General features: G+C 73.0%; 16 protein-coding genes and 1 riboswitch. Of the genes, 14 read left to right on the top strand and 2 right to left on the bottom strand.

From position 1 onward, the window contains the following. The first annotated feature begins 223 nt into the window (after nt 1–223). Nucleotides 224–354, top strand: a riboswitch (FMN riboswitch). A gap of 176 nt (nt 355–530) precedes the next feature. From ribD to ACFYUS_RS17280, 11 genes are all read left to right on the top strand, one after another. Next, the gene (gene ribD, locus ACFYUS_RS17330; RefSeq protein WP_388851974.1) at nt 531–1604 is read left to right on the top strand and encodes a bifunctional diaminohydroxyphosphoribosylaminopyrimidine deaminase/5-amino-6-(5-phosphoribosylamino)uracil reductase RibD; all 1074 of its coding nucleotides are present in this window, start codon (nt 531–533) and stop codon (nt 1602–1604) included. Nucleotides 1605–1606: 2 nt separating this feature from the next. Further along, a complete protein-coding gene (locus tag ACFYUS_RS17325) occupies nt 1607–2215 on the top strand; it encodes a riboflavin synthase (RefSeq protein WP_388851971.1) in 609 nt (202 codons plus the stop codon). A 44-nt stretch (nt 2216–2259) separates the two neighbouring features. Beyond that, a complete protein-coding gene (locus ACFYUS_RS17320) occupies nt 2260–2850 on the top strand; it encodes a nicotinamide riboside transporter PnuC (RefSeq protein WP_388852994.1) in 591 nt (196 codons plus the stop codon). Next, nucleotides 2847–4124 (top strand): bifunctional 3,4-dihydroxy-2-butanone-4-phosphate synthase/GTP cyclohydrolase II, encoded by a 1278-nt coding sequence (locus ACFYUS_RS17315; protein ID WP_388851968.1) that lies wholly within the window; start codon nt 2847–2849, stop codon nt 4122–4124. Before ACFYUS_RS17320 ends, ACFYUS_RS17315 begins: the two co-directional genes overlap by 4 nt. 31 nt (nt 4125–4155) lie before the next feature. Further along, entirely contained in the window at nt 4156–4641 is a 486-nt protein-coding gene (gene ribH / locus ACFYUS_RS17310; RefSeq protein WP_024760819.1) for a 6,7-dimethyl-8-ribityllumazine synthase, read from the top strand. Nucleotides 4642–4722: 81 nt separating this feature from the next. Further along, entirely contained in the window at nt 4723–4995 is a 273-nt protein-coding gene (locus ACFYUS_RS17305) for a phosphoribosyl-ATP diphosphatase (RefSeq protein ID WP_382868363.1), read from the top strand. Nucleotides 4996–5055: 60 nt separating this feature from the next. Beyond that, nucleotides 5056–5904, top strand: coding sequence for an ATP phosphoribosyltransferase (gene hisG / locus ACFYUS_RS17300; protein WP_388851964.1), 849 nt, complete (start codon nt 5056–5058; stop codon nt 5902–5904). Between the two features lie 45 nt (nt 5905–5949). Then, nucleotides 5950–6402, top strand: coding sequence for a PH domain-containing protein (locus ACFYUS_RS17295; RefSeq protein ID WP_388851961.1), 453 nt, complete (start codon nt 5950–5952; stop codon nt 6400–6402). A gap of 240 nt (nt 6403–6642) precedes the next feature. Then, the gene (locus ACFYUS_RS17290) at nt 6643–8022 is read left to right on the top strand and encodes a hemolysin family protein (protein WP_388851958.1); all 1380 of its coding nucleotides are present in this window, start codon (nt 6643–6645) and stop codon (nt 8020–8022) included. Continuing rightward, nucleotides 8019–9089, top strand: a complete 1071-nt coding sequence (locus tag ACFYUS_RS17285; RefSeq protein ID WP_388851955.1) for a hemolysin family protein — start codon at nt 8019–8021, stop codon at nt 9087–9089. Before ACFYUS_RS17290 ends, ACFYUS_RS17285 begins: the two co-directional genes overlap by 4 nt. Nucleotides 9090–9211: 122 nt before the next feature. Beyond that, entirely contained in the window at nt 9212–10351 is a 1140-nt protein-coding gene (locus ACFYUS_RS17280) for a CapA family protein (RefSeq protein ID WP_388851952.1), read from the top strand. A 9-nt stretch (nt 10352–10360) separates the two neighbouring features. On the opposite strand, the gene ACFYUS_RS17275 is transcribed toward ACFYUS_RS17280, so the two are convergent. Next, a complete protein-coding gene (locus ACFYUS_RS17275) occupies nt 10361–12280 on the bottom strand; it encodes an AAA family ATPase (RefSeq protein ID WP_388852992.1) in 1920 nt (639 codons plus the stop codon). A 320-nt stretch (nt 12281–12600) separates the two neighbouring features. Then, on the bottom strand, nt 12601–13230 hold the full coding sequence (locus tag ACFYUS_RS17270; protein WP_388851949.1) for a uridine kinase: 630 nt from the start codon (nt 13228–13230) through the stop codon (nt 12601–12603). Nucleotides 13231–13432: 202 nt separating this feature from the next. Here ACFYUS_RS17270 and ACFYUS_RS17265 point away from each other — a divergent pair, with 202 nt between their 5' ends. The 3 genes from ACFYUS_RS17265 to ACFYUS_RS17255 all read left to right on the top strand — a co-directional run bounded on the left by ACFYUS_RS17265 (nt 13433) and on the right by ACFYUS_RS17255 (nt 16426). Continuing rightward, nucleotides 13433–14845, top strand: coding sequence for a peptidase C39 family protein (locus ACFYUS_RS17265; RefSeq protein WP_388851946.1), 1413 nt, complete (start codon nt 13433–13435; stop codon nt 14843–14845). A gap of 75 nt (nt 14846–14920) precedes the next feature. Beyond that, nucleotides 14921–15067: an SCO1431 family membrane protein gene (locus ACFYUS_RS17260; protein WP_388851943.1), complete on the top strand. Its 147-nt coding sequence runs from the start codon at nt 14921–14923 to the stop codon at nt 15065–15067. 183 nt (nt 15068–15250) lie between these two features. Beyond that, nucleotides 15251–16426 (top strand): acyl-CoA dehydrogenase family protein, encoded by a 1176-nt coding sequence (locus ACFYUS_RS17255; RefSeq protein WP_388851940.1) that lies wholly within the window; start codon nt 15251–15253, stop codon nt 16424–16426. The last annotated feature ends 463 nt before the right edge of the window (nt 16427–16889 follow it).

Raw genomic sequence — 16889 nt, 5'->3', positions numbered from 1 at the left:
TCGGAAAACACGCAACGAACAGGGGGGTGGTACGTGTTGGGCCCGTGGAGTGCGCACGCCGGCGGACCGTTGCCTCGGAGGTGACACGGAGATTAAGAGGACTAGACCAGTGCGTCAATAGGTCTGGACCAAAGAGGAATCCTGTGGAACCCTGTGAGCCAGCCCACAGGGTCCGGGCCTATCGCCTCACGCGAGGCGTGGCACACTGGCCCTGTATCAGCAGCAGCGCACTCCGGGGTCGGTGTAATTCCGAACCGGCGGTATAGTCCGCGACCCGTCCGCAAGCCAGCGGCCGGTTGACCAGGTGAGATTCCTGGACCGACGGTGAAAGTCCGGATGGGAGGCAGTGCGCGGCGGGTGACCCCTTCCAGGGGTGTGCCGGCCGTACGTCCGCTGGTCGCCGTGTCGTCACCGATCGGCGTACCCGCAAGGACGCGGCCTTTCGGCGCACCCTGTGCGAGGCGTCCTTCCCGCTCTCTGTCGTCATCGACAGGCCCCGGAGTCCGTGCCCGAAGAGGCAGGAGGACCCGGTGGCCCAGCAGGCCGACATCACCGCCATGCGACGCGCCGTCGAGCTCGCCGCACGCGGTCTCGGCGCCACCAGCCCCAACCCGGTCGTCGGCTGCGTCATCACCGACGCCTCCGGACACCAGGTCGGCGAAGGCTTCCACCAGCGCGCCGGCGGCCCCCACGCCGAGGTCCACGCCCTGCGCGCGGCCGGCGTCCTGGCCCGCGGCGGCACCGCGTACGTCACCCTCGAACCCTGCAACCACACCGGCCGCACCGGCCCCTGCGCCCAGGCCCTGATCGAGGCCGGGATCAGCCGGGTCGTGTACGCGGTCGGCGACCCGAACCCGCAGGCCACGGGCGGCGCCGACACCCTCCGCGCCGCCGGGACCGAGGTCGAGCAGGGGCTCCTGGAGGCCGAGGCCGAGGCCGGCAACCTCGCCTGGCTCACCTCCGTGCGCCGCGGCCGCCCCTTCGTCCGCTGGAAGTACGCCGCCACCCTCGACGGCCGGATCGCCGCCGCCGACGGCACCTCCCGCTGGATCAGCTCCGCCGAGTCCCGCGCCGACGTCCACCGGCTCCGCGCCGAGGCCGACGCCGTCGTCGTCGGCTCCGGCACCGCCCGTGCCGACGACCCCCACCTGGCCGTCCGCGGCGTCGAAGGAGCCGTCCAGCCGCTGCGGGTCGTCGTCGACACCGAGGCGACCGCCGTCAAGCCCGGCGCCCGGGTCCTCGACGAGGCCGCCCCCACCCTCATCGCGATCGCCGAGGACGCCGAGACCGCCCTCACGGACGTCGTGCGGCTCCCCAGGGCCGAGCGCGGCCTCTCCGTCCCCGCCCTCCTGGACGCCCTCCACGCGCGCGGTGTCCGCTCGATCCTCCTCGAAGGCGGCCCCACCCTCGCGGGCGCCTTCCTCGCCGCGGGCGCCGTCGACCAGGTCGTCGGCTACCTCGCCCCGGTCCTCCTCGGCGCGGGCCCCACCGGCCTCGCCGACGCCGGAATCACCACCCTCACCGAAGCGTTGCGGCTCGACATCACCGAGACCGCGCACATCGGATCCGACATCCGCATCACCGCCACCCTCAAGGGAGCCTGACCGTGTTCACCGGAATCGTCGAAGAACTGGGAGAGGTCGTCGCCGTCGAGCAGCTGGAGGACGCCTCCCGCTTCCGACTGCGCGGCCCCCTGGTCACGGAAGGCGCCCAGCACGGCGACTCCATCGCCGTCAACGGTGTCTGTCTCACGGTCGTCGAGTTCGGCGACGGCGAGTTCACCGCCGACGTCATGGCCGAGACCCTCAAGCGGTCCAGCCTCGGCGCCCTCGAGACCGGCTCCCGGGTCAACCTGGAGCGGCCCATGGCGGTCGGCGGCCGCCTCGGCGGTCACATCGTCCAGGGCCACGTCGACGGCACCGGCACCATCCTGGAGCGGACCCCCTCCGAACACTGGGAGCTCGTCAAGGTCGGCCTGCCCGCCCTCCTCTCCCGGTACGTCGTCGAGAAGGGCTCGATCACGGTCGACGGAGTCAGCCTCACCGTCGTCGAGGTCGGCGACGACTGGTTCACCATCAGCCTCATCCCGACCACCCTCGAACTGACCACGCTCGGCATCAAGCAGTCCGGCGACCCGGTCAACCTCGAAGTGGACGTCATCGCCAAGTACGTCGAGCGGCTGCTCGGCGCCGACGCCAAGGAGAACGAGAAGTGAACTGGCTCAACTCCGAGGCGTTCAGCGTCTTCGGCCAGCACATCATGTGGTCCGACATGATCGGCAACACGATCGGTCTGATCGCCCTGGCCCTCGGCTGGCGCCGCTCCATCCTCACCTGGCCCGCCCAGCTGCTCTCCGGCGTCATCCTCGTCGGCGCCTACGCCTCCGCCCACCTCTCCGGCGGCGTCGGCAAGCAGCTCCTCGTCATCGGCGTCGCCGCCTGGGGCTGGTGGCAGTGGAACCGCGGCAAGCAGCAGGCCCAGGACGGCTCCATCGCCGTCCGCTTCGCCACCTGGAAGGAGCGCGGACTGCTCCTCGCCGGCGCGGCCCTCGGCACCCTCGCCGTCGGCGGCCTCTTCACCCTCTACCCGTCGCTCTCCTGGAGCCCCTGGGCCGACGCGTACATCTTCGTCGGCACCCTCGTCGCGATGATCGCCCAGGCCCGCGGCCTCGTCGAGTTCTGGTTCGCCTGGCTCCTCGTCGACCTCGTCGGCGTCCCCCTCGCCTTCAACAGCGGCCTCGCCTTCTCCGGCCTCGTCTACGTCATCTACTTCGCCCTCGTCATCTGGGGCATGCGCGACTGGTGGCTCCGGACCCGCACCGCCCCCGCCCTGGAAGGAGCCACGGCATGAGCGCGCTTCCGGTCTGGGACACCGACGACCTCGCCCTCGACCCCGTCGAGCAGGCCGTCCGCGACATCGCCGCCGGCCGCCCCGTCGTCGTCGTCGACGACGAGGACCGCGAGAACGAGGGCGACCTCGTCATCGCCGCCGAGAAGGCCACCCCCGAGATCGTCGCCTTCATGATGAGCGAGTGCCGCGGCCTGATCTGCGCCCCGATGGAGGACGAGGAGCTGGAGCGCCTCGAACTCCCGCAGATGGTCCAGCACAACACCGAGTCGATGCGCACGGCCTTCACCGTCTCCGTCGACGCGTCCTCCGCCCACGGCGTCACCACCGGCATCTCCGCCGCCGACCGCGCCACCACCCTGCGCATGCTGGCGAGCGGACACCACGAGCCCTCCGACTTCGTCCGTCCCGGCCACGTCTTCCCGCTGCGCGCCAAGCCCGGCGGCGTCCTCGTCCGCAACGGACACACCGAGGCCGCCGTCGACCTCGCCCGCCTCGCGGGCCTCCGCCCCGCCGGTGCGATCGTCGAGATCGCCGGCGAGGACGGCGTCATGCTGCGCCTGCCCGAACTGATCCCCTTCGCCCGCAAGCACGGTCTGACGATCATCTCCATCGAGGACCTGATCGCCTACCGGCGCTCCGCCGAGCCGACCGTCCGCCGCGAGGCCGAGGTCCAGCTCCCCACCGCGCACGGCGAGTTCACCGCGTACGGCTACCGCTCCACCGTCGACGGCGTCGAGCACGTCGCCCTCGTCCACGGCGAGATCGGCGACGGCGAGGACGTCCTCGTCCGGGTCCACTCGGAGTGCCTGACCGGCGACATCTTCCACTCGCTGCGCTGCGACTGCGGCCCCCAGCTCCAGGCCTCCATGGACCGGATCACCGAGGCCGGGCGCGGCGTCGTCGTCTACCTGCGCGGCCACGAGGGCCGCGGCATCGGCCTGCTGTCCAAGCTGCGCGCGTACGAGCTCCAGGAGCGCGGCCGCGACACCCTCGACGCCAACCTGGAGCTCGGCCTGCCCGCCGACGCCCGCGACTACGCGGCCGGCGCGCAGATCCTCGGCGACCTCGGCGTCCGCAGCCTGCGCCTGATGACCAACAACCCCGACAAGATCGACGCCCTCACCCGGCACGGCCTGCGGGTCGAGGGCCGGGAGCCCATGCCGGTCCAGGCCGGCGAGCACAACCTCCGCTACCTGCGCACCAAGCGGGACCGGATGGGGCACGACCTGCCCTGGCTGGACGGCTCCCCGGCCTCCACCTGCGGCAACCAGTAAGCACCTACGTACGAGATCGGCTAGGAGAGACATGAGCGGCAAGGGCGCACCCGTCCTCAGCGTGAAGAACTGCGGCGACCTCCGGGTCGCGGTCATCGCGGCGCAGTGGCACGAGAAGATCATGGACGGTCTCGTCGACGGCGCCCTGCGCGCCCTCAGCGAGCTCGGCATCGACGAGCCGACGCTCCTGCGCGTCCCCGGCAGCTTCGAGCTCCCGGTCGTGGCGAAGGTCCTCGCCGGGCGCGGCTACGATGCCATCGTGGCGCTCGGCGTCGTCATCCGCGGCGGAACGCCGCACTTCGAGTACGTGTGCCAGGGCGTCACCCACGGCCTCACCCAGGTCTCGATCGACACCGGCGTACCCGTCGGATTCGGCGTCCTCACCGTCGACAACGAGGAGCAGGCGCTCGACCGGGCCGGCCTCGAAGGATCCTCCGAGGACAAGGGCCACGAAGCGGTCACCGCCGCCGTCGCCACCGCCACCACGCTGCGCACGGTCAGCGAACCCTGGCGCTAGGCCCGCCCGTCGCCCGACCACCACCCCCCAGCGGAGGCGCTGCGCGCCCGCCTTCTTGCACCCCGTACTCTTAGGACCATCATGGCGAACAAAACCTTCGAAGAGCTCTTCTCGGAGCTCAAGCTCAAGGCAGAGACCGGCGATCCGGCCACCTCCCGCACGGCGGAACTGGTGGACAAGGGTGTCCATGCCATCGGCAAGAAGGTCGTCGAGGAGGCCGCCGAGGTCTGGATGGCCGCCGAGTACGAGGGCAAGGAAGCGGCCGCCGAGGAGATCTCGCAGCTGCTGTACCACGTCCAGGTGATGATGGTCGCCCGCGGGATCTCGCTCGACGACGTCTACGCCCACCTCTGAGCACGGCCCGAGAAAAGCCCACACCCTCCCCAAGACTCCCAGGCAAAGGAAGCTCACCCCATGCTGCGCATCGCCGTTCCCAACAAGGGTTCCCTCTCCGGACCTGCGTCGGCAATGCTCCATGAGGCCGGCTACCGCCAGCGCAAGGAGTCCAAGGAACTGGTGGTGGTCGACCCGGAGAACGAGGTCGAGTTCTTCTACCTGCGGCCGAAGGACATCGCGATCTACGTCGCCTCCGGGAAGCTGGACATCGGCATCACCGGCCGTGACCTGCTCCTGGACTCCGGAGCCAGCGCCGAGGAGATCCTCCCGCTGAACTTCGGCCGCTCCACCTTCCGCTACGCCACCCGCCCGGGCACCGCGAACGGCCCCGAGGACTTCGGCGGCATGACGATCGCCACCTCCTACGAGGGCATCGTCGCCAAGCACCTGGCCGACCAGGGCATCGACGCCTCCGTCGTCCACCTGGACGGCGCCGTCGAGACCGCGATCCAGCTGGGCGTCGCCCAGGTCATCGCGGACGTCGTGGAGACCGGCACCAGCCTGCGCAACGCCGGCCTCGAGGTCATCGGCGAGCCGATCCTGACCTCCGAGGCGGTCGTCATCCGCAGCCACGGCGCCTCCGACGACCACCCGCAGGTGCAGCAGTTCCTGCGCCGCCTCCAGGGCGTCCTCGTCGCCCGCTCGTACGTGATGATGGACTACGACTGCCGCGCCGAGCACCTGGAGCAGGCCGTCGCCCTCACCCCGGGCCTGGAGTCGCCGACCGTCTCCCCGCTGCACAACGAGGGCTGGGTCGCCGTCCGCGCGATGGTCCCCGCCAAGGAGGCGCAGCGGATCATGGACGACCTGTACGAGATCGGCGCCCGCGCCATCCTCACCACCGCCATCCACGCCTGCCGCCTCTGACGGCTGCCAGGCCCGTACGTCCCACCAGGCACTGAGGAACCCCCGATGTCGCAGTCCCCGACGCCCACCCTCCCGGTCACCTTCCGCCCCGGGCGCACCCGGGCGATCCTGCTGACCATGGGTCTGGCGATGTTCGTCGTCATCACGGGCGTCGCGATGATGCTGGAGCGGCTCGGACCGGGGGAGCGCGCCAGCTTCGTCTTCACCGCCGCGCTGCTGTCGGGGGTCCTCGTCCTGCTGAGCCGCCCCAAGGTCGTCGCCGACGACGAGGGCGTCACGGTCGTCAACATCACCAGGACCCGGCGGCTCGCCTGGGCGGAGATCCTCCGGGTCAACCTCCGCCCCGGCGACCCGTGGGTCTTCCTCGACCTGAGCGACGGCACCAGCCTGCCCGTGCTCGGCATCCAGCCCGGCATCGCCAAGGAATCGGCGATCCGCGACGCCCGCGCCCTGCGGGCCCTGGCCGAGAGCCACGGCACGGTGGCGGAAACCCGCTGAGGCCCCGGCCGTATCGGGGGAAACCCGGGCTCGTCCCCCATCCGGGGCCGACCCCCTGCCCTTCGGGGCGTTCACGTGACTACTCTGGAGACGGTGGTGCCGAGCGGCACCACCGTCTCGCGTGTGCAGGGCCGCAGCCGCGGCCCGCGAGACCACCCTTCGACCCGAGGAGTGACTCCCTCCAGCAATGGACGGATCGTCCGGTAGTACCTGCGCCGCCCCCTCCCAGGAGGCGGCGGCATGATCATCTCCCTTCTGCTGCTCCTTGCGGCATTCCTCCTGATCCTCGCCAACGGCTTCTTCGTGGCCGCCGAGTTCGGTCTCGTGACCGTCGAGCGCGCCGAGGCCGAGCGGGCGGCGGCCGCCGGGGACCGGCGCGCCCGCACCGTCGTCACCGCACTGCGCGAGCTGTCCTTCCAGCTCTCCGGCACCCAGCTCGGCATCACGATCACCTCGCTGGTCGTCGGCATGCTCGCCGAGCCCGCGCTCGCCGGGCTGCTCCACGGGCCGCTCACCGCGACCGGACTGCCCGAAGGGGCCGTCTCCGGGATCTCCGTGGTGATCGGCATGCTGCTCGCCTCCGCCGTCCAGATGGTGGTCGGCGAGCTCGTACCGAAGAACTGGGCGGTCTCCCGGCCGCTCCAGGTCGCCCGCTTCGTCGCCACCCCGCAGCGCCGCTTCTCGGCGCTGTTCCGGCCGGTGATCTCCCTGCTCAACCGCGTCGCCAACCGGCTCGTACGGCTCCTGGGCGTCGAGCCCACCGAGGAGCTGGACTCGGTCCGCACCCCCGGCGAGCTCGTCTCGCTCGCCCGGCACTCGGCCCAGGCCGGCGCGCTCGAACAGGACACCGCCGACCTCTTCGTACGGACCCTGTCCCTCGGCGGCCTCACCGCCGAGCAGGTCATGACCCCGCGCGTGAAGGTCAGCGCCCTCCAGTGGGACGCCACCGCGGCCGACGTCCTCAACCTCACCCGGGCCACCGGCCTCTCGCGCTTCCCGGTCTACCGCGACCGCATCGACGAGATCGTCGGCATGGTCCACCTCAAGGACGCGCTCGCCGTCGCCCCGCACGCCCGCCTGCGCACCCCCGTCGGACGGATCGCGGTCCCGCCGCTCCTCGTCCCCGAGACGCTGCCCGCCCAGACGCTCCTGGAGCGGCTGCGCCGGGAGCAGCCGATCGCGGTGGTCGTCGACGAGTACGGCGGCACGGCCGGCGTCGTCACCCTGGAGGACATCGTCGAGGAGCTCGTCGGCGAGGTCCGCGACGAGCACGACACCGCCGCCGACGGCCGGCCCGAGCTGGCCGCCGCGCCCGCCGAGGACGGCCGCCCCGCCTGGGAGGCCGACGGCTCCTGCCGGGTCCACACCCTGCGCCGGATAGGCCTCGACGTGCCCGACGGGCCGTACGAGACCGTCGCCGGGCTCGTCGCCGACCTCCTCGGCCGCATCCCGGCCCCCGGCGACCGCGCCGAGCTCCCCGGCTGGCGGCTCTCGGTGCGCCAGGTCGACCGCTACCGCGCCGAGCGGGTACGGATCGTCCGTACCGCCCCGGACCCGGCTCCGGACCAGGTCGCGGCGTCCGCCGCCCCGGTGCCCGTCGCTGCGGAGGCGGTCCGATGAGCACCCTGCAACTCCTCTTCGCCGTCCTCCTGGTCCTCGCCAACGGCTTCTTCGTCGGGGCCGAGTTCGCCCTCGTCTCCGTCCGGCGCAGCCAGATCGAGCCGCTCGGCGGCGCCCGGGCCAAGCAGGTCCTGCACGGCCTGGAGAACCTGCCGCAGATGATGGCCGCCGCCCAGTTCGGCATCACCGTCTGCTCCCTGACGCTCGGCGCCGTCGCCGAGCCGACCGTCGCCCACCTCCTCGAACCGGTCTTCCACACGATCGGTGTCCCGGAGGGGCTGATCCACCCGCTCGGCTACGTCATCGCCCTCGCCGCGGTCGTCTTCCTCCACCTCGTCATCGGCGAGATGGTCCCGAAGAACCTGGCGATGGCCGACCCCGAGCGCACCGCCCTCTGGCTCGCCCCCGGCCTGGTCGGCTTCGCCCGGCTCTGCAGGCCGGTGACGGCCGCGCTCGGGGCCTGTGCCCGGTTCGTCCTGCGGGCGTTCAAGGTCGAGCCGAAGGACGAGGTGGAGGCGGTCTTCACCAGCGCCCAGCTCGGCCGTCTCGTGGAGGACGCGGGCCAGGCGGGGCTGCTCGACCCGGTCGAGCAGGAGCGCCTGGAGGACGCCCTCGAACTGGGCACCCGCCCGGTGACGGACGTCCTGATCGCCCCCGCCTCCCTCGTCACGGTCCCGCCGTCGGTCACCCCGCGCGAGATCGAGGAGCTGACCGTACGGACCGGGTACTCCCGCTTCCCGGTCCGCGCCGAGGGCCGGGCGACCTTCATGGGCTTCGTGCACGTGAAGGACGTCCTCGACCTGGAGGAGCGGGAGCGGGCGGTCCCGCAGCGGCTGTGGCGCCCGATGGCGACGCTCCGCGCCGAGCTGCCGCTCGACGACGCCCTCACCGTGATGCGCCGCGCCGCCACGCACCTGGCGCAGGTCGCGGACGGCTCGGGCCGGGTCCTCGGCCTGGTCGCCCTGGAGGACGTCCTGGAGATGCTGGTGGGCGAGGTCCGCGACCCCGCGCACCGCGTGCAGCCGCCGTCCGGCCCGGCTCCGGCCGCCGTCCCGGCCCGGGGCTAGGGCCTGGCCGACCCCGATCCGCCGACGGGCCCCAGCACCGGGCAGGCCCGTGACGTACGCCATCAGGCCAGGACGTCACGGGCCGCGGAGCGCCGGACGGCCCTGCGACTAGCCTGGGGAACATGGGCGGCGGCGGTCTGACCGGACTGTTCCTCTGCGGAGACGTGATGCTCGGCAGGGGGATCGACCAGATCCTTCCCCATCCACTGGATCCCGCCCTGCCCGAGCGGTACGTGCGGGACGCCCGCGACTACGTGGCCCTCGCCGAGGCGCGCTCCGGGCCCGTGCCCCGGCCGGTCGCACCCGCCTACCCCTGGGGCGAGGCGCTCCGACTGATCGACGAGGCCGGGCCGGACGCCCGCGTGGTCAATCTGGAGACCTCCGTCACCCACCACGACGTGCCGGCGCCCGGCAAGGCCGTCCACTACCGCATGTCGCCGGCCGATCTGCCCGCGCTCACCGCCGTCCGCCCCGACGTGGTCGTCCTCGCCAACAACCACGTCCTCGACTACGGGCGGCGCGGCCTTGACGACACCCTCGACGCCCTCGCCGACGCCGGGCTGCGCACCGCGGGCGCCGGGCGGGACGCCGAGGAGGCCACCCGGCCCGCGGCGGTGCCGCTGCCGGGCGGACGACGGCTGCTCGTCCACGCGCTCGGCCTGGCGTCCAGCGGGGTGCCCCGCGCATGGGCCGCCACCGGTCGCGGGGGAGGGGTGCACTACGCCGAGGGGCCGTACGACGGAGCCGCGACCCGGCTGGCCGACCGGCTGCGTACGGACCGGCGCCCCGGGGACCTCGTCGTCGTCTCGGTCCACTGGGGGTCCAACTGGGGCTACACCCCGGACCGCGCCCAGGTCGCGTTCGGGCACGCCCTCGTCGAGGCGGGCGCCGACATCGTGCACGGCCACTCCTCGCACCACCCGCGGCCCCTGGAGGCGTACGGGGGCAGGCTCGTGCTGCACGGGTGCGGCGACCTCGTCAACGACTACGAGGGGATCACCGGCCAGGAGCAGTACCGCGACGACCTGCGCCTGCTGTACTTCGTCACCGTCCACGACGAGGACGGCACCCTGGCGGGGGTCCGGCTCGTGCCGCTGCGCAGCCGACGGCTGCGGCTGGAACGGGCCCCGCGGCAGGACGCGCGATGGCTCCACGACGTGCTCGGCCGGATCAGCCGCCCCTTCGGCATGCGGATCGACACCGCGCCCGGGGGAGAGGACGAGGGCCCGGTCCTGACGGCCCGGCCCCTGCGAGGCTCCTGAGACGCCCCGCTAGTACCCCGGGGGCTCCTGCTGCGGGCCCCGGTCGACCGGGCCGCGGCCCGACAGGACCTCGCCGTACGCCTGCATGAGGTCGGCGAGCCGGAGGGTCGCGAGGTCCTCCCGGGTCGGGGTCGTCGCGTATCCGGAGAGCCGCAGGTCCCGGTAGGCGCAGGACTTCTCGTACAGGGTGCGCAGGAAGCGGCCGTTGCCGAGCTCGTCGATCCAGCCCTGCTCGACGACGTGCCCGCTGATCGAGCGGAGCTCGTCGAGGGCCTCCTCGTCCCAGCCGTCCCCGTTGGCCGCCGCGAGGACCTCGCCGATGGCGGTGAGCTCCAGCGGCCGGTACGAGGGGAAGTCGACCCGGGTGGTGAACCGGGAGGACAGGCCGGGGTTGGTGTTGAGCAGCCGGTCCATGCCCTCGGGATAGCCGGCCAGGATGACCACGAGATGGTCGCGGTTGTCCTCGGCGCGCTTCAGGAGCACCTGGAGGGCCTCGTCGCCGTACGCGTCGCCCTTGCTGTAGCCCGTGTTGGAGAGCGCGTACGCCTCGTCCACGAACAGCACCCCGCCGACCGCCGAGTCGATCAGCTCATTGGCCTTGACCGCCGTCTGGCCCAGGAACTCGCCGACCAGATCGGCCCGTTGGGCCTCCACGAGGTGGTCGCCGCCGAGCAGCCCGAGGGCGTAGAAGACCCGTCCCAGGATCCGCGCGACCGTCGTCTTCCCGGTGCCCGAGGGGCCGGAGAAGACGAAGTGACGCTTGGGCGGCTGGACCGGAAGCCCCTGTCCGGCCCGCAGCCGCGCCATCTCCAGCTGCGCCGAGAGCGCCTTGACCTGCCGCTTGACCGGTTCGAGCCCGACCATGCCCTCCAGTTCGGCGAGCGCCTCCGCGAGGAGCACCGGGTCGGTGGGCCCGGCCGGGAAGCGCGGCGGCGTCGGCTGGCCCGGCAGCGGGGCCTTCTGCCGTACGGTCTCGGGCGGCGCGACGGAGGCGGCCGGCGGTACCGGCTCGGGCGCGAGCCGCAGCCCGTCGCCGAGCCCGCCGGGGTCGGGCTCGGCGCCCGGCACGGTGTCCACCGCGTCCTGCCCGAGGCCCCCGCCGAGGGTGCCCATCGCGACCGTCGCGAGGCCGGCCGGGTCGTCCACGCCGTCGAACCCCTCGAAGCCGTCGTACTCGGCGATCGCCGCGAGCCGGGCGGCCGTGTCCATGAACGCCGGGTCGATCCGGTGCACGGCCCGGTAGAGCGGCAGGGCGGCGGCGCTGCGCCCGGTGCCCTCGTGGGCGCGGGCGAGCCAGTAGCGCAGCTCCTTGCGCTGCGGCTGCTCGCTGCGGCAGCGCATCAGCGAGGCCGACAGGAGCGGCTCGGCCTGGCTGTACATCTCCAGGCGCACCCGGGCCATGCCGCCGAAGAGACCGGCCTCGATGCCGAGCAGCGGGTCGTCGACGAGGGTCTCGGTGTGCCGGACGAGCTGGTCCCAGTCCTTGACGAGATAGGCGCGGCAGGCGTGCAGGAAGCGCACCTGCGGGTCGGTGTCGACCGGGGGGAGGCCCGCGAGGGCGCGGTCGAGCTCCGGCACGTGGCGGCCGTCGAGCCAGTGGGAGGCGTGCGCGAGCAGCAGGTCGCGCGGGCTCTCCAGGACCGGCTGCACCCACCAGCCCAGCCAGTACCAGGAGTTCAGGGTGCGCCGGTAGCGGGTGCGCTGCTCGCCGAAGCGCTCGCGGTTGCGGTACATGCGCAGCAGCGCGGTCGTGGTGTCGACCCGGAGCGCGTGCAGCCCGAGCCAGGCGTCCGCCATCCCGGGATCGATCCGTACCGCCGTCCGGAACTCGTCCTCCGCCTGCGGATACGCGCCCATCGTGTAGGCGTCGACTCCGCGCAGCCAGGCGAGCTCGGCCGGGGTCTGCGACCCCTGTGTGCCGATGTCCATCGAGTCCCCCACAACCGTCATCGTATGGACGGGATTTGACCGCACCTGGGGGCATCGTACCTGCGCAGGGGGTGCGCGCTTAAGGAGAAGCGCATGATCCGGAAGCGGTGACCCTGGGTGAGCGTCAGGGCTCGCGGAGGGGGTCTTCGAGGGCCCGGATCGGGCTTCCGAGGGCAGAACGAAGCCCCCGATCACGGGGGAACAACCGGGGGCTTCGTGTCCGCGGCGGCTCCGAAAAGCCGCACATTCAGAACGTAAGACCTGTACGCCCCTGGGGTCAAGCGAAGTTGAGGCACTTGCGGAAGCGGACTTCCGTGCCCTCAGTTCACGGACATGGCGCCGTCACTGTGCGTGATGATCTGGTCCGTGCCCGCTGTCACGGTCGGCCCGGGAAGCCAGTCGTACCCCTCCTGGCACTCCCGTACCAGGGTGTCGGCGAAGGGCCGGGAGGGGTCCTCGGCGAAGTGGCGAGTCTCCGCCACGGTCCATCCGTCCCAGAAGGAGGCCTGCTCCGGTCCGTCCCGTCGGCGCCCCCGCACCCACGACTCCTCGGCGCCCCGCTCCATCCACAGCAGCCACGCGAGGAACGGCCGCACCACCCGCCGGCCGGCGCCGACGCCCTCGACGAGCACCACCGGAGCCGGGGCCAGCACCCGTGCCTCCCCGAAGCGCCGCAGCCGCCAGTCGTACGGGCGGTAGGACGCGGTCTCGCCCCGCGAGAGCGGCTCCAGGACCTGCTCCCGCAGGCGCCCGGTCCACTCGAAGAGCTCCTCGTGCGTGGCGAGGTCGTCGAGCCGCAGGACGGGGGCGTCACCGAGGGCGGCGGAGAGCCGGCCGGCGAGCGTGGACTTGCCGGAGCCCGCGTGGCCGTCGACCGCGACCAGCCGGACCGGTCCGCAGGAGGGCGGCAGCCGGAGCAGCGCCTGCGCGGCGCGGTCGAGGTCGTTCATGGCCCCCAGGGTAGGGGAGCGGGGGAGTGCCGCAGGTCAGGGAGGTGCCGCCGCCAGTGGTGGAGACCAATATTGGTGCGGCGACGCGGGGCGAAGTGCTGGCGGAGGCCCCGCGGGAGCCGGGATAGTGGGCCCGCGCAGCCCCGCCGGCAGAGCTCCGTAGTTCCGTATGCCCATCGTTCTCGACTGGGGGTCACCGTCCATGACCAGCTCCACCCCGCGCAGAACCGTCCTCGCCGCGGCGCTCGCGGCCGCCGCGGGAACGGCCGCCGCCGGACCCGCCCTCGCGTCCGCCCCCGCCACCGGCCCCGACTGCACCTCCGACGACTGCGTGGCCGACTGCGCCTCCGACGACTGCGCCGGGCGGGGCCACGCCCCCGCCACCGGGCTCGTCGACAACCGCTTCTGGTCCTCGTACACCGACTGGAGGTGCGGCACGACGGCCGGTACGCGCGCGGTGTCCGGCCACCGCCCCGGCCTGGTCCTCGACACCCCCGCCGGGCGCCTCGACTACACCGACCCGCACACCGGCCGCACCTCCGCCTGGGAGTACGCGAGCTGGACCTCGCCCGTCCACGTCCCGGCCGTGCCCGCCACCGAGGTCATCGCCTCCTGGAACGCCGAGACGCCGCCCGGCACCTGGCTCCAGGTCGAACTGTCCGGCACGTACTCCGACGCCGGCACCACCCCCTGGTACGTGCTCGGCCGCTGGGCCTCCGGCGACGAGGACATCCGGCGCACCTCCGTCGACGACCAGACCGACGGCAGGAGCACCGTCTGGACCGACACCTTCGCGATCGACGACGCGGCGAGCGGCCTGCGGCTGCTCGCGTACCGGTTGCGCCTGACCCTCTACCGCACCCCGGGGAGCGACCTCAGCCCGACGGTCTGGCGGCTCGGCGCCATGGCCTCGGACATCCCGGACCGCTTCACCGTCCCGGCCTCCGAGCCCGGCCTCGACCACGAGCTGACCGTCCCGCGCTACTCCCAGAACATCCACGTCGGCCAGTACCCCGAGTACGACAACGGCGGCGAGGCCTGGTGCAGCCCGACCTCCTCCCAGATGATCATCGAGTACTGGGACCGCCGGCCCTCGCCCGAACAGCTGGCCTGGGTGAACCCGGCCTTCGCCGACCCGCAGGTCTGCCACGCGGCCCGGCACACCTACGACCACCAGTACCAGGGCTGCGGCAACTGGCCCTTCAACGCCGCCTACGCGGCCACCTACCCCGACATGAACGCCGTGGTCACCCGCCTCCGCTCGCTCACCGAACTCGAATCGCTCGTCGCGGTCGGCATCCCGGCCATAACGTCCCAGTCCTTCCGCAAGGACGAGCTGACCGGAGCCGGATACGGCACCTCGGGCCACCTCATGACCGTCATCGGCTTCACGGCGGACGGCGACATCATCGCCAACGACCCCGCCTCCCCCAGCGACGAGGCCGTCCGCCGGGTCTACCGGCGGCGCGAGTGGGAGAACATCTGGCTGCGGACCAAGCGGTACAACGCGAGCGGCAAAGTGGTCTCCGGCACAGGAGGGGTCTGCTACCTCTACTTCCCCGACCGCCCCACGCCCGCCCAGCGCAAGGCCCTGGAGGACCTCGGGATCGTCTGACGCGGGGCGGCGGCCCAGGAAGGACGTGACCGGCGTCCTACCCCGGGGCCGCCCCCGTGGCGCAAGGTGGCCGCCATGACCTCCACCACCCACTCCCGTCTCCTCGCCCGCACCCGCACGGGCGGCCCCCGCGACGGCGGTCCCGAGATCCTGGAGCACGTCCTCGGCTGGACCCTGGTCGTGCTGCTCGCCGTCCTCGTCACCCGGGCGGGCCTCATGTGAGGTGACGGCGGCAACCACGCGGGCCTCGGGTGAGGCGGGACCGGCAACCGCGCGGGCCTCGTGCGAGGGGGGACCGGCAACCGTGTGGATCCGGGGCGGCCGTGTGATCCCCCGGTACGGAACGGGCATACTCCCCCCGATCGCCGCGCCCCGCGCGCGCCCGGCAGGGAGGAGCGTCCGGTCATGGCCGACAGCACCGCGGACGGCGTGGAGCGCCGGCTGCCCACCGACGAGGCCCGGGAACTGCTCGCCCTGGTGCGTGACATCGCCCGGCGGGAGATCGCCCCGCGGGCCGCGGAGGAGGAGGCCGAGGGCCGCTTCCCCCGTGAGCTGTTCGCGCTGCTCTCCCGCTCGGGGCTGCTCGGACTGCCGTACGACCCCGGGTACGGCGGGGGCGGCCAGCCGTACGAGGTCTACCTCCAGGTCCTGGAGGAGCTCGCCGCCGCCCGGCTCACCGTCGGGCTCGGGGTGAGCGTCCACACCCTCGCCTGCCACGCGCTCGCCGGCTTCGGCACCGAGGCGCAGCGGGCCGCGCACCTGCCCGCGATGCTGGGCGGCGGGCTCCTCGGCGCGTACTGCCTCTCCGAACCCTCCGCCGGATCGGACGCGGCGGCGCTGCGGACCCGGGCCGTGCGGGAGGGGGAGGGCGACTGGGTGATCGACGGGACCAAGGCCTGGATCACGCACGGCGGGATCGCGGACTTCTGCACGGTCATGGCCCGCACCGGCGGCCCGGGCGCGCGCGGCATCACCGCCTTCCTGGTGCCGGGGGACGCGCCGGGGCTGAGCGCCGCCCCTCCCGAGCGGAAGATGGGCATGAGGGGCTCTCCCACCGCGCAGCTCCACTTCGACGGGGTGCGGGTCGCCGACGACCGGCGTCTGGGCGCGGAGGGGCAGGGCTTCGCGATCGCGCTCGGCGCCCTGGACTCGGGGCGGCTCGGCATCGCCGCCTGTGCCGTGGGCCTGGCCCGGGCGGCCCTGGACGAGGCCGTCGCGTACGCGCGGGAGCGCCGCCAGTTCGGCCGGCCGATCGCCGACTTCCAGGGGCTCCGCTTCCTGCTCGCCGACATGGCGACCAAGGTCGAGGCGGGCCGGGCGCTGTACCTGGAGGCGGCGCGGCTCCGGGACGAGGGACGGTCCTTCGGCCGGTGCGCGGCGATGGCCAAACTCTTCTGCACGGACGCCGCGATGCAGGTCACGACGGACGCGGTGCAGGTGCTCGGGGGCTACGGCTACACGGCGGACTTCCCCGTGGAGCGGTATCTGCGCGAGGCGAAGATGCTCCAGATCGTCGAGGGGACCAATCAGATCCAGCGCGTGGTCATCGCCCGTCACCTGGTCGGACCAGAGTCCCGCTGACGCGCACGGTGCGGTCCGCCCAGACCGGTCCGGCGGCGAGCCGGGTCCACTCCTGGTCGCGGTGGCCGGGGAGGGTCCGGCCCTGGCTGGCCCAGAGGGAGAGCACGTCCCGGTAGATGGGCGGATCGGCGGGGACGGGGGGCTTCGCCTGCGCCTGTGCCGGGGTCTGCCCCTGCGCCGGTACGGGGACGGGGACAGGGACGGGTGCGGATGCGGATGCGGACGGCGGCGATGACGTCGGCGCCGTCGAATGAGGAACCGATTCTTCATCGCGCGGCTCGGCCTGCCGGTGCCGACCGTAACCGCTGGGAGTGGTGTACAGCGTGGTCATGCCCGGACCAACGCGCCCCGGCGGCCGGGGTCACCACCAGACGGATTCGAGCGGCAGTTCGCCCGGTACCCGGTGCACGGCTCTGGCCCCCCGGTCGACAGCTGACGTACCGTCAGATCCCACTCGCCGATC

This window comes from Streptomyces sp. NPDC004284 (assembly GCF_042874035.1).
Taxonomy (GTDB): Bacteria; Actinomycetota; Actinomycetes; order Streptomycetales; family Streptomycetaceae; genus Streptomyces.
Note: the sequence above shows the minus strand (reverse complement) of the source record. Positions and strands in the feature narration are given on the sequence as shown.

What these genes read in the sequence shown, in the direction of transcription:
- ACFYUS_RS17320 (WP_388852994.1), top strand. Translation starts at nt 2,260, where the DNA reads ATGTGGTCCGACATGATCGGCAACACGATCGGTCTGATCGCCCTGGCC.
- ACFYUS_RS17315 (WP_388851968.1), top strand. Translation starts at nt 2,847, where the DNA reads ATGAGCGCGCTTCCGGTCTGGGACACCGACGACCTCGCCCTCGACCCC.
- ribH (WP_024760819.1), top strand. Translation starts at nt 4,156, where the DNA reads ATGAGCGGCAAGGGCGCACCCGTCCTCAGCGTGAAGAACTGCGGCGAC.
- ACFYUS_RS17305 (WP_382868363.1), top strand. Translation starts at nt 4,723, where the DNA reads ATGGCGAACAAAACCTTCGAAGAGCTCTTCTCGGAGCTCAAGCTCAAG.
- hisG (WP_388851964.1), top strand. Translation starts at nt 5,056, where the DNA reads ATGCTGCGCATCGCCGTTCCCAACAAGGGTTCCCTCTCCGGACCTGCG.
- ACFYUS_RS17295 (WP_388851961.1), top strand. Translation starts at nt 5,950, where the DNA reads ATGTCGCAGTCCCCGACGCCCACCCTCCCGGTCACCTTCCGCCCCGGG.
- ACFYUS_RS17290 (WP_388851958.1), top strand. Translation starts at nt 6,643, where the DNA reads ATGATCATCTCCCTTCTGCTGCTCCTTGCGGCATTCCTCCTGATCCTC.
- ACFYUS_RS17285 (WP_388851955.1), top strand. Translation starts at nt 8,019, where the DNA reads ATGAGCACCCTGCAACTCCTCTTCGCCGTCCTCCTGGTCCTCGCCAAC.
- ACFYUS_RS17280 (WP_388851952.1), top strand. Translation starts at nt 9,212, where the DNA reads ATGGGCGGCGGCGGTCTGACCGGACTGTTCCTCTGCGGAGACGTGATG.
- ACFYUS_RS17275 (WP_388852992.1), bottom strand. Translation starts at nt 12,280, where the DNA reads ATGGACATCGGCACACAGGGGTCGCAGACCCCGGCCGAGCTCGCCTGG.
- ACFYUS_RS17270 (WP_388851949.1), bottom strand. Translation starts at nt 13,230, where the DNA reads ATGAACGACCTCGACCGCGCCGCGCAGGCGCTGCTCCGGCTGCCGCCC.
- ACFYUS_RS17265 (WP_388851946.1), top strand. Translation starts at nt 13,433, where the DNA reads ATGACCAGCTCCACCCCGCGCAGAACCGTCCTCGCCGCGGCGCTCGCG.
- ACFYUS_RS17260 (WP_388851943.1), top strand. Translation starts at nt 14,921, where the DNA reads ATGACCTCCACCACCCACTCCCGTCTCCTCGCCCGCACCCGCACGGGC.
- ACFYUS_RS17255 (WP_388851940.1), top strand. Translation starts at nt 15,251, where the DNA reads ATGGCCGACAGCACCGCGGACGGCGTGGAGCGCCGGCTGCCCACCGAC.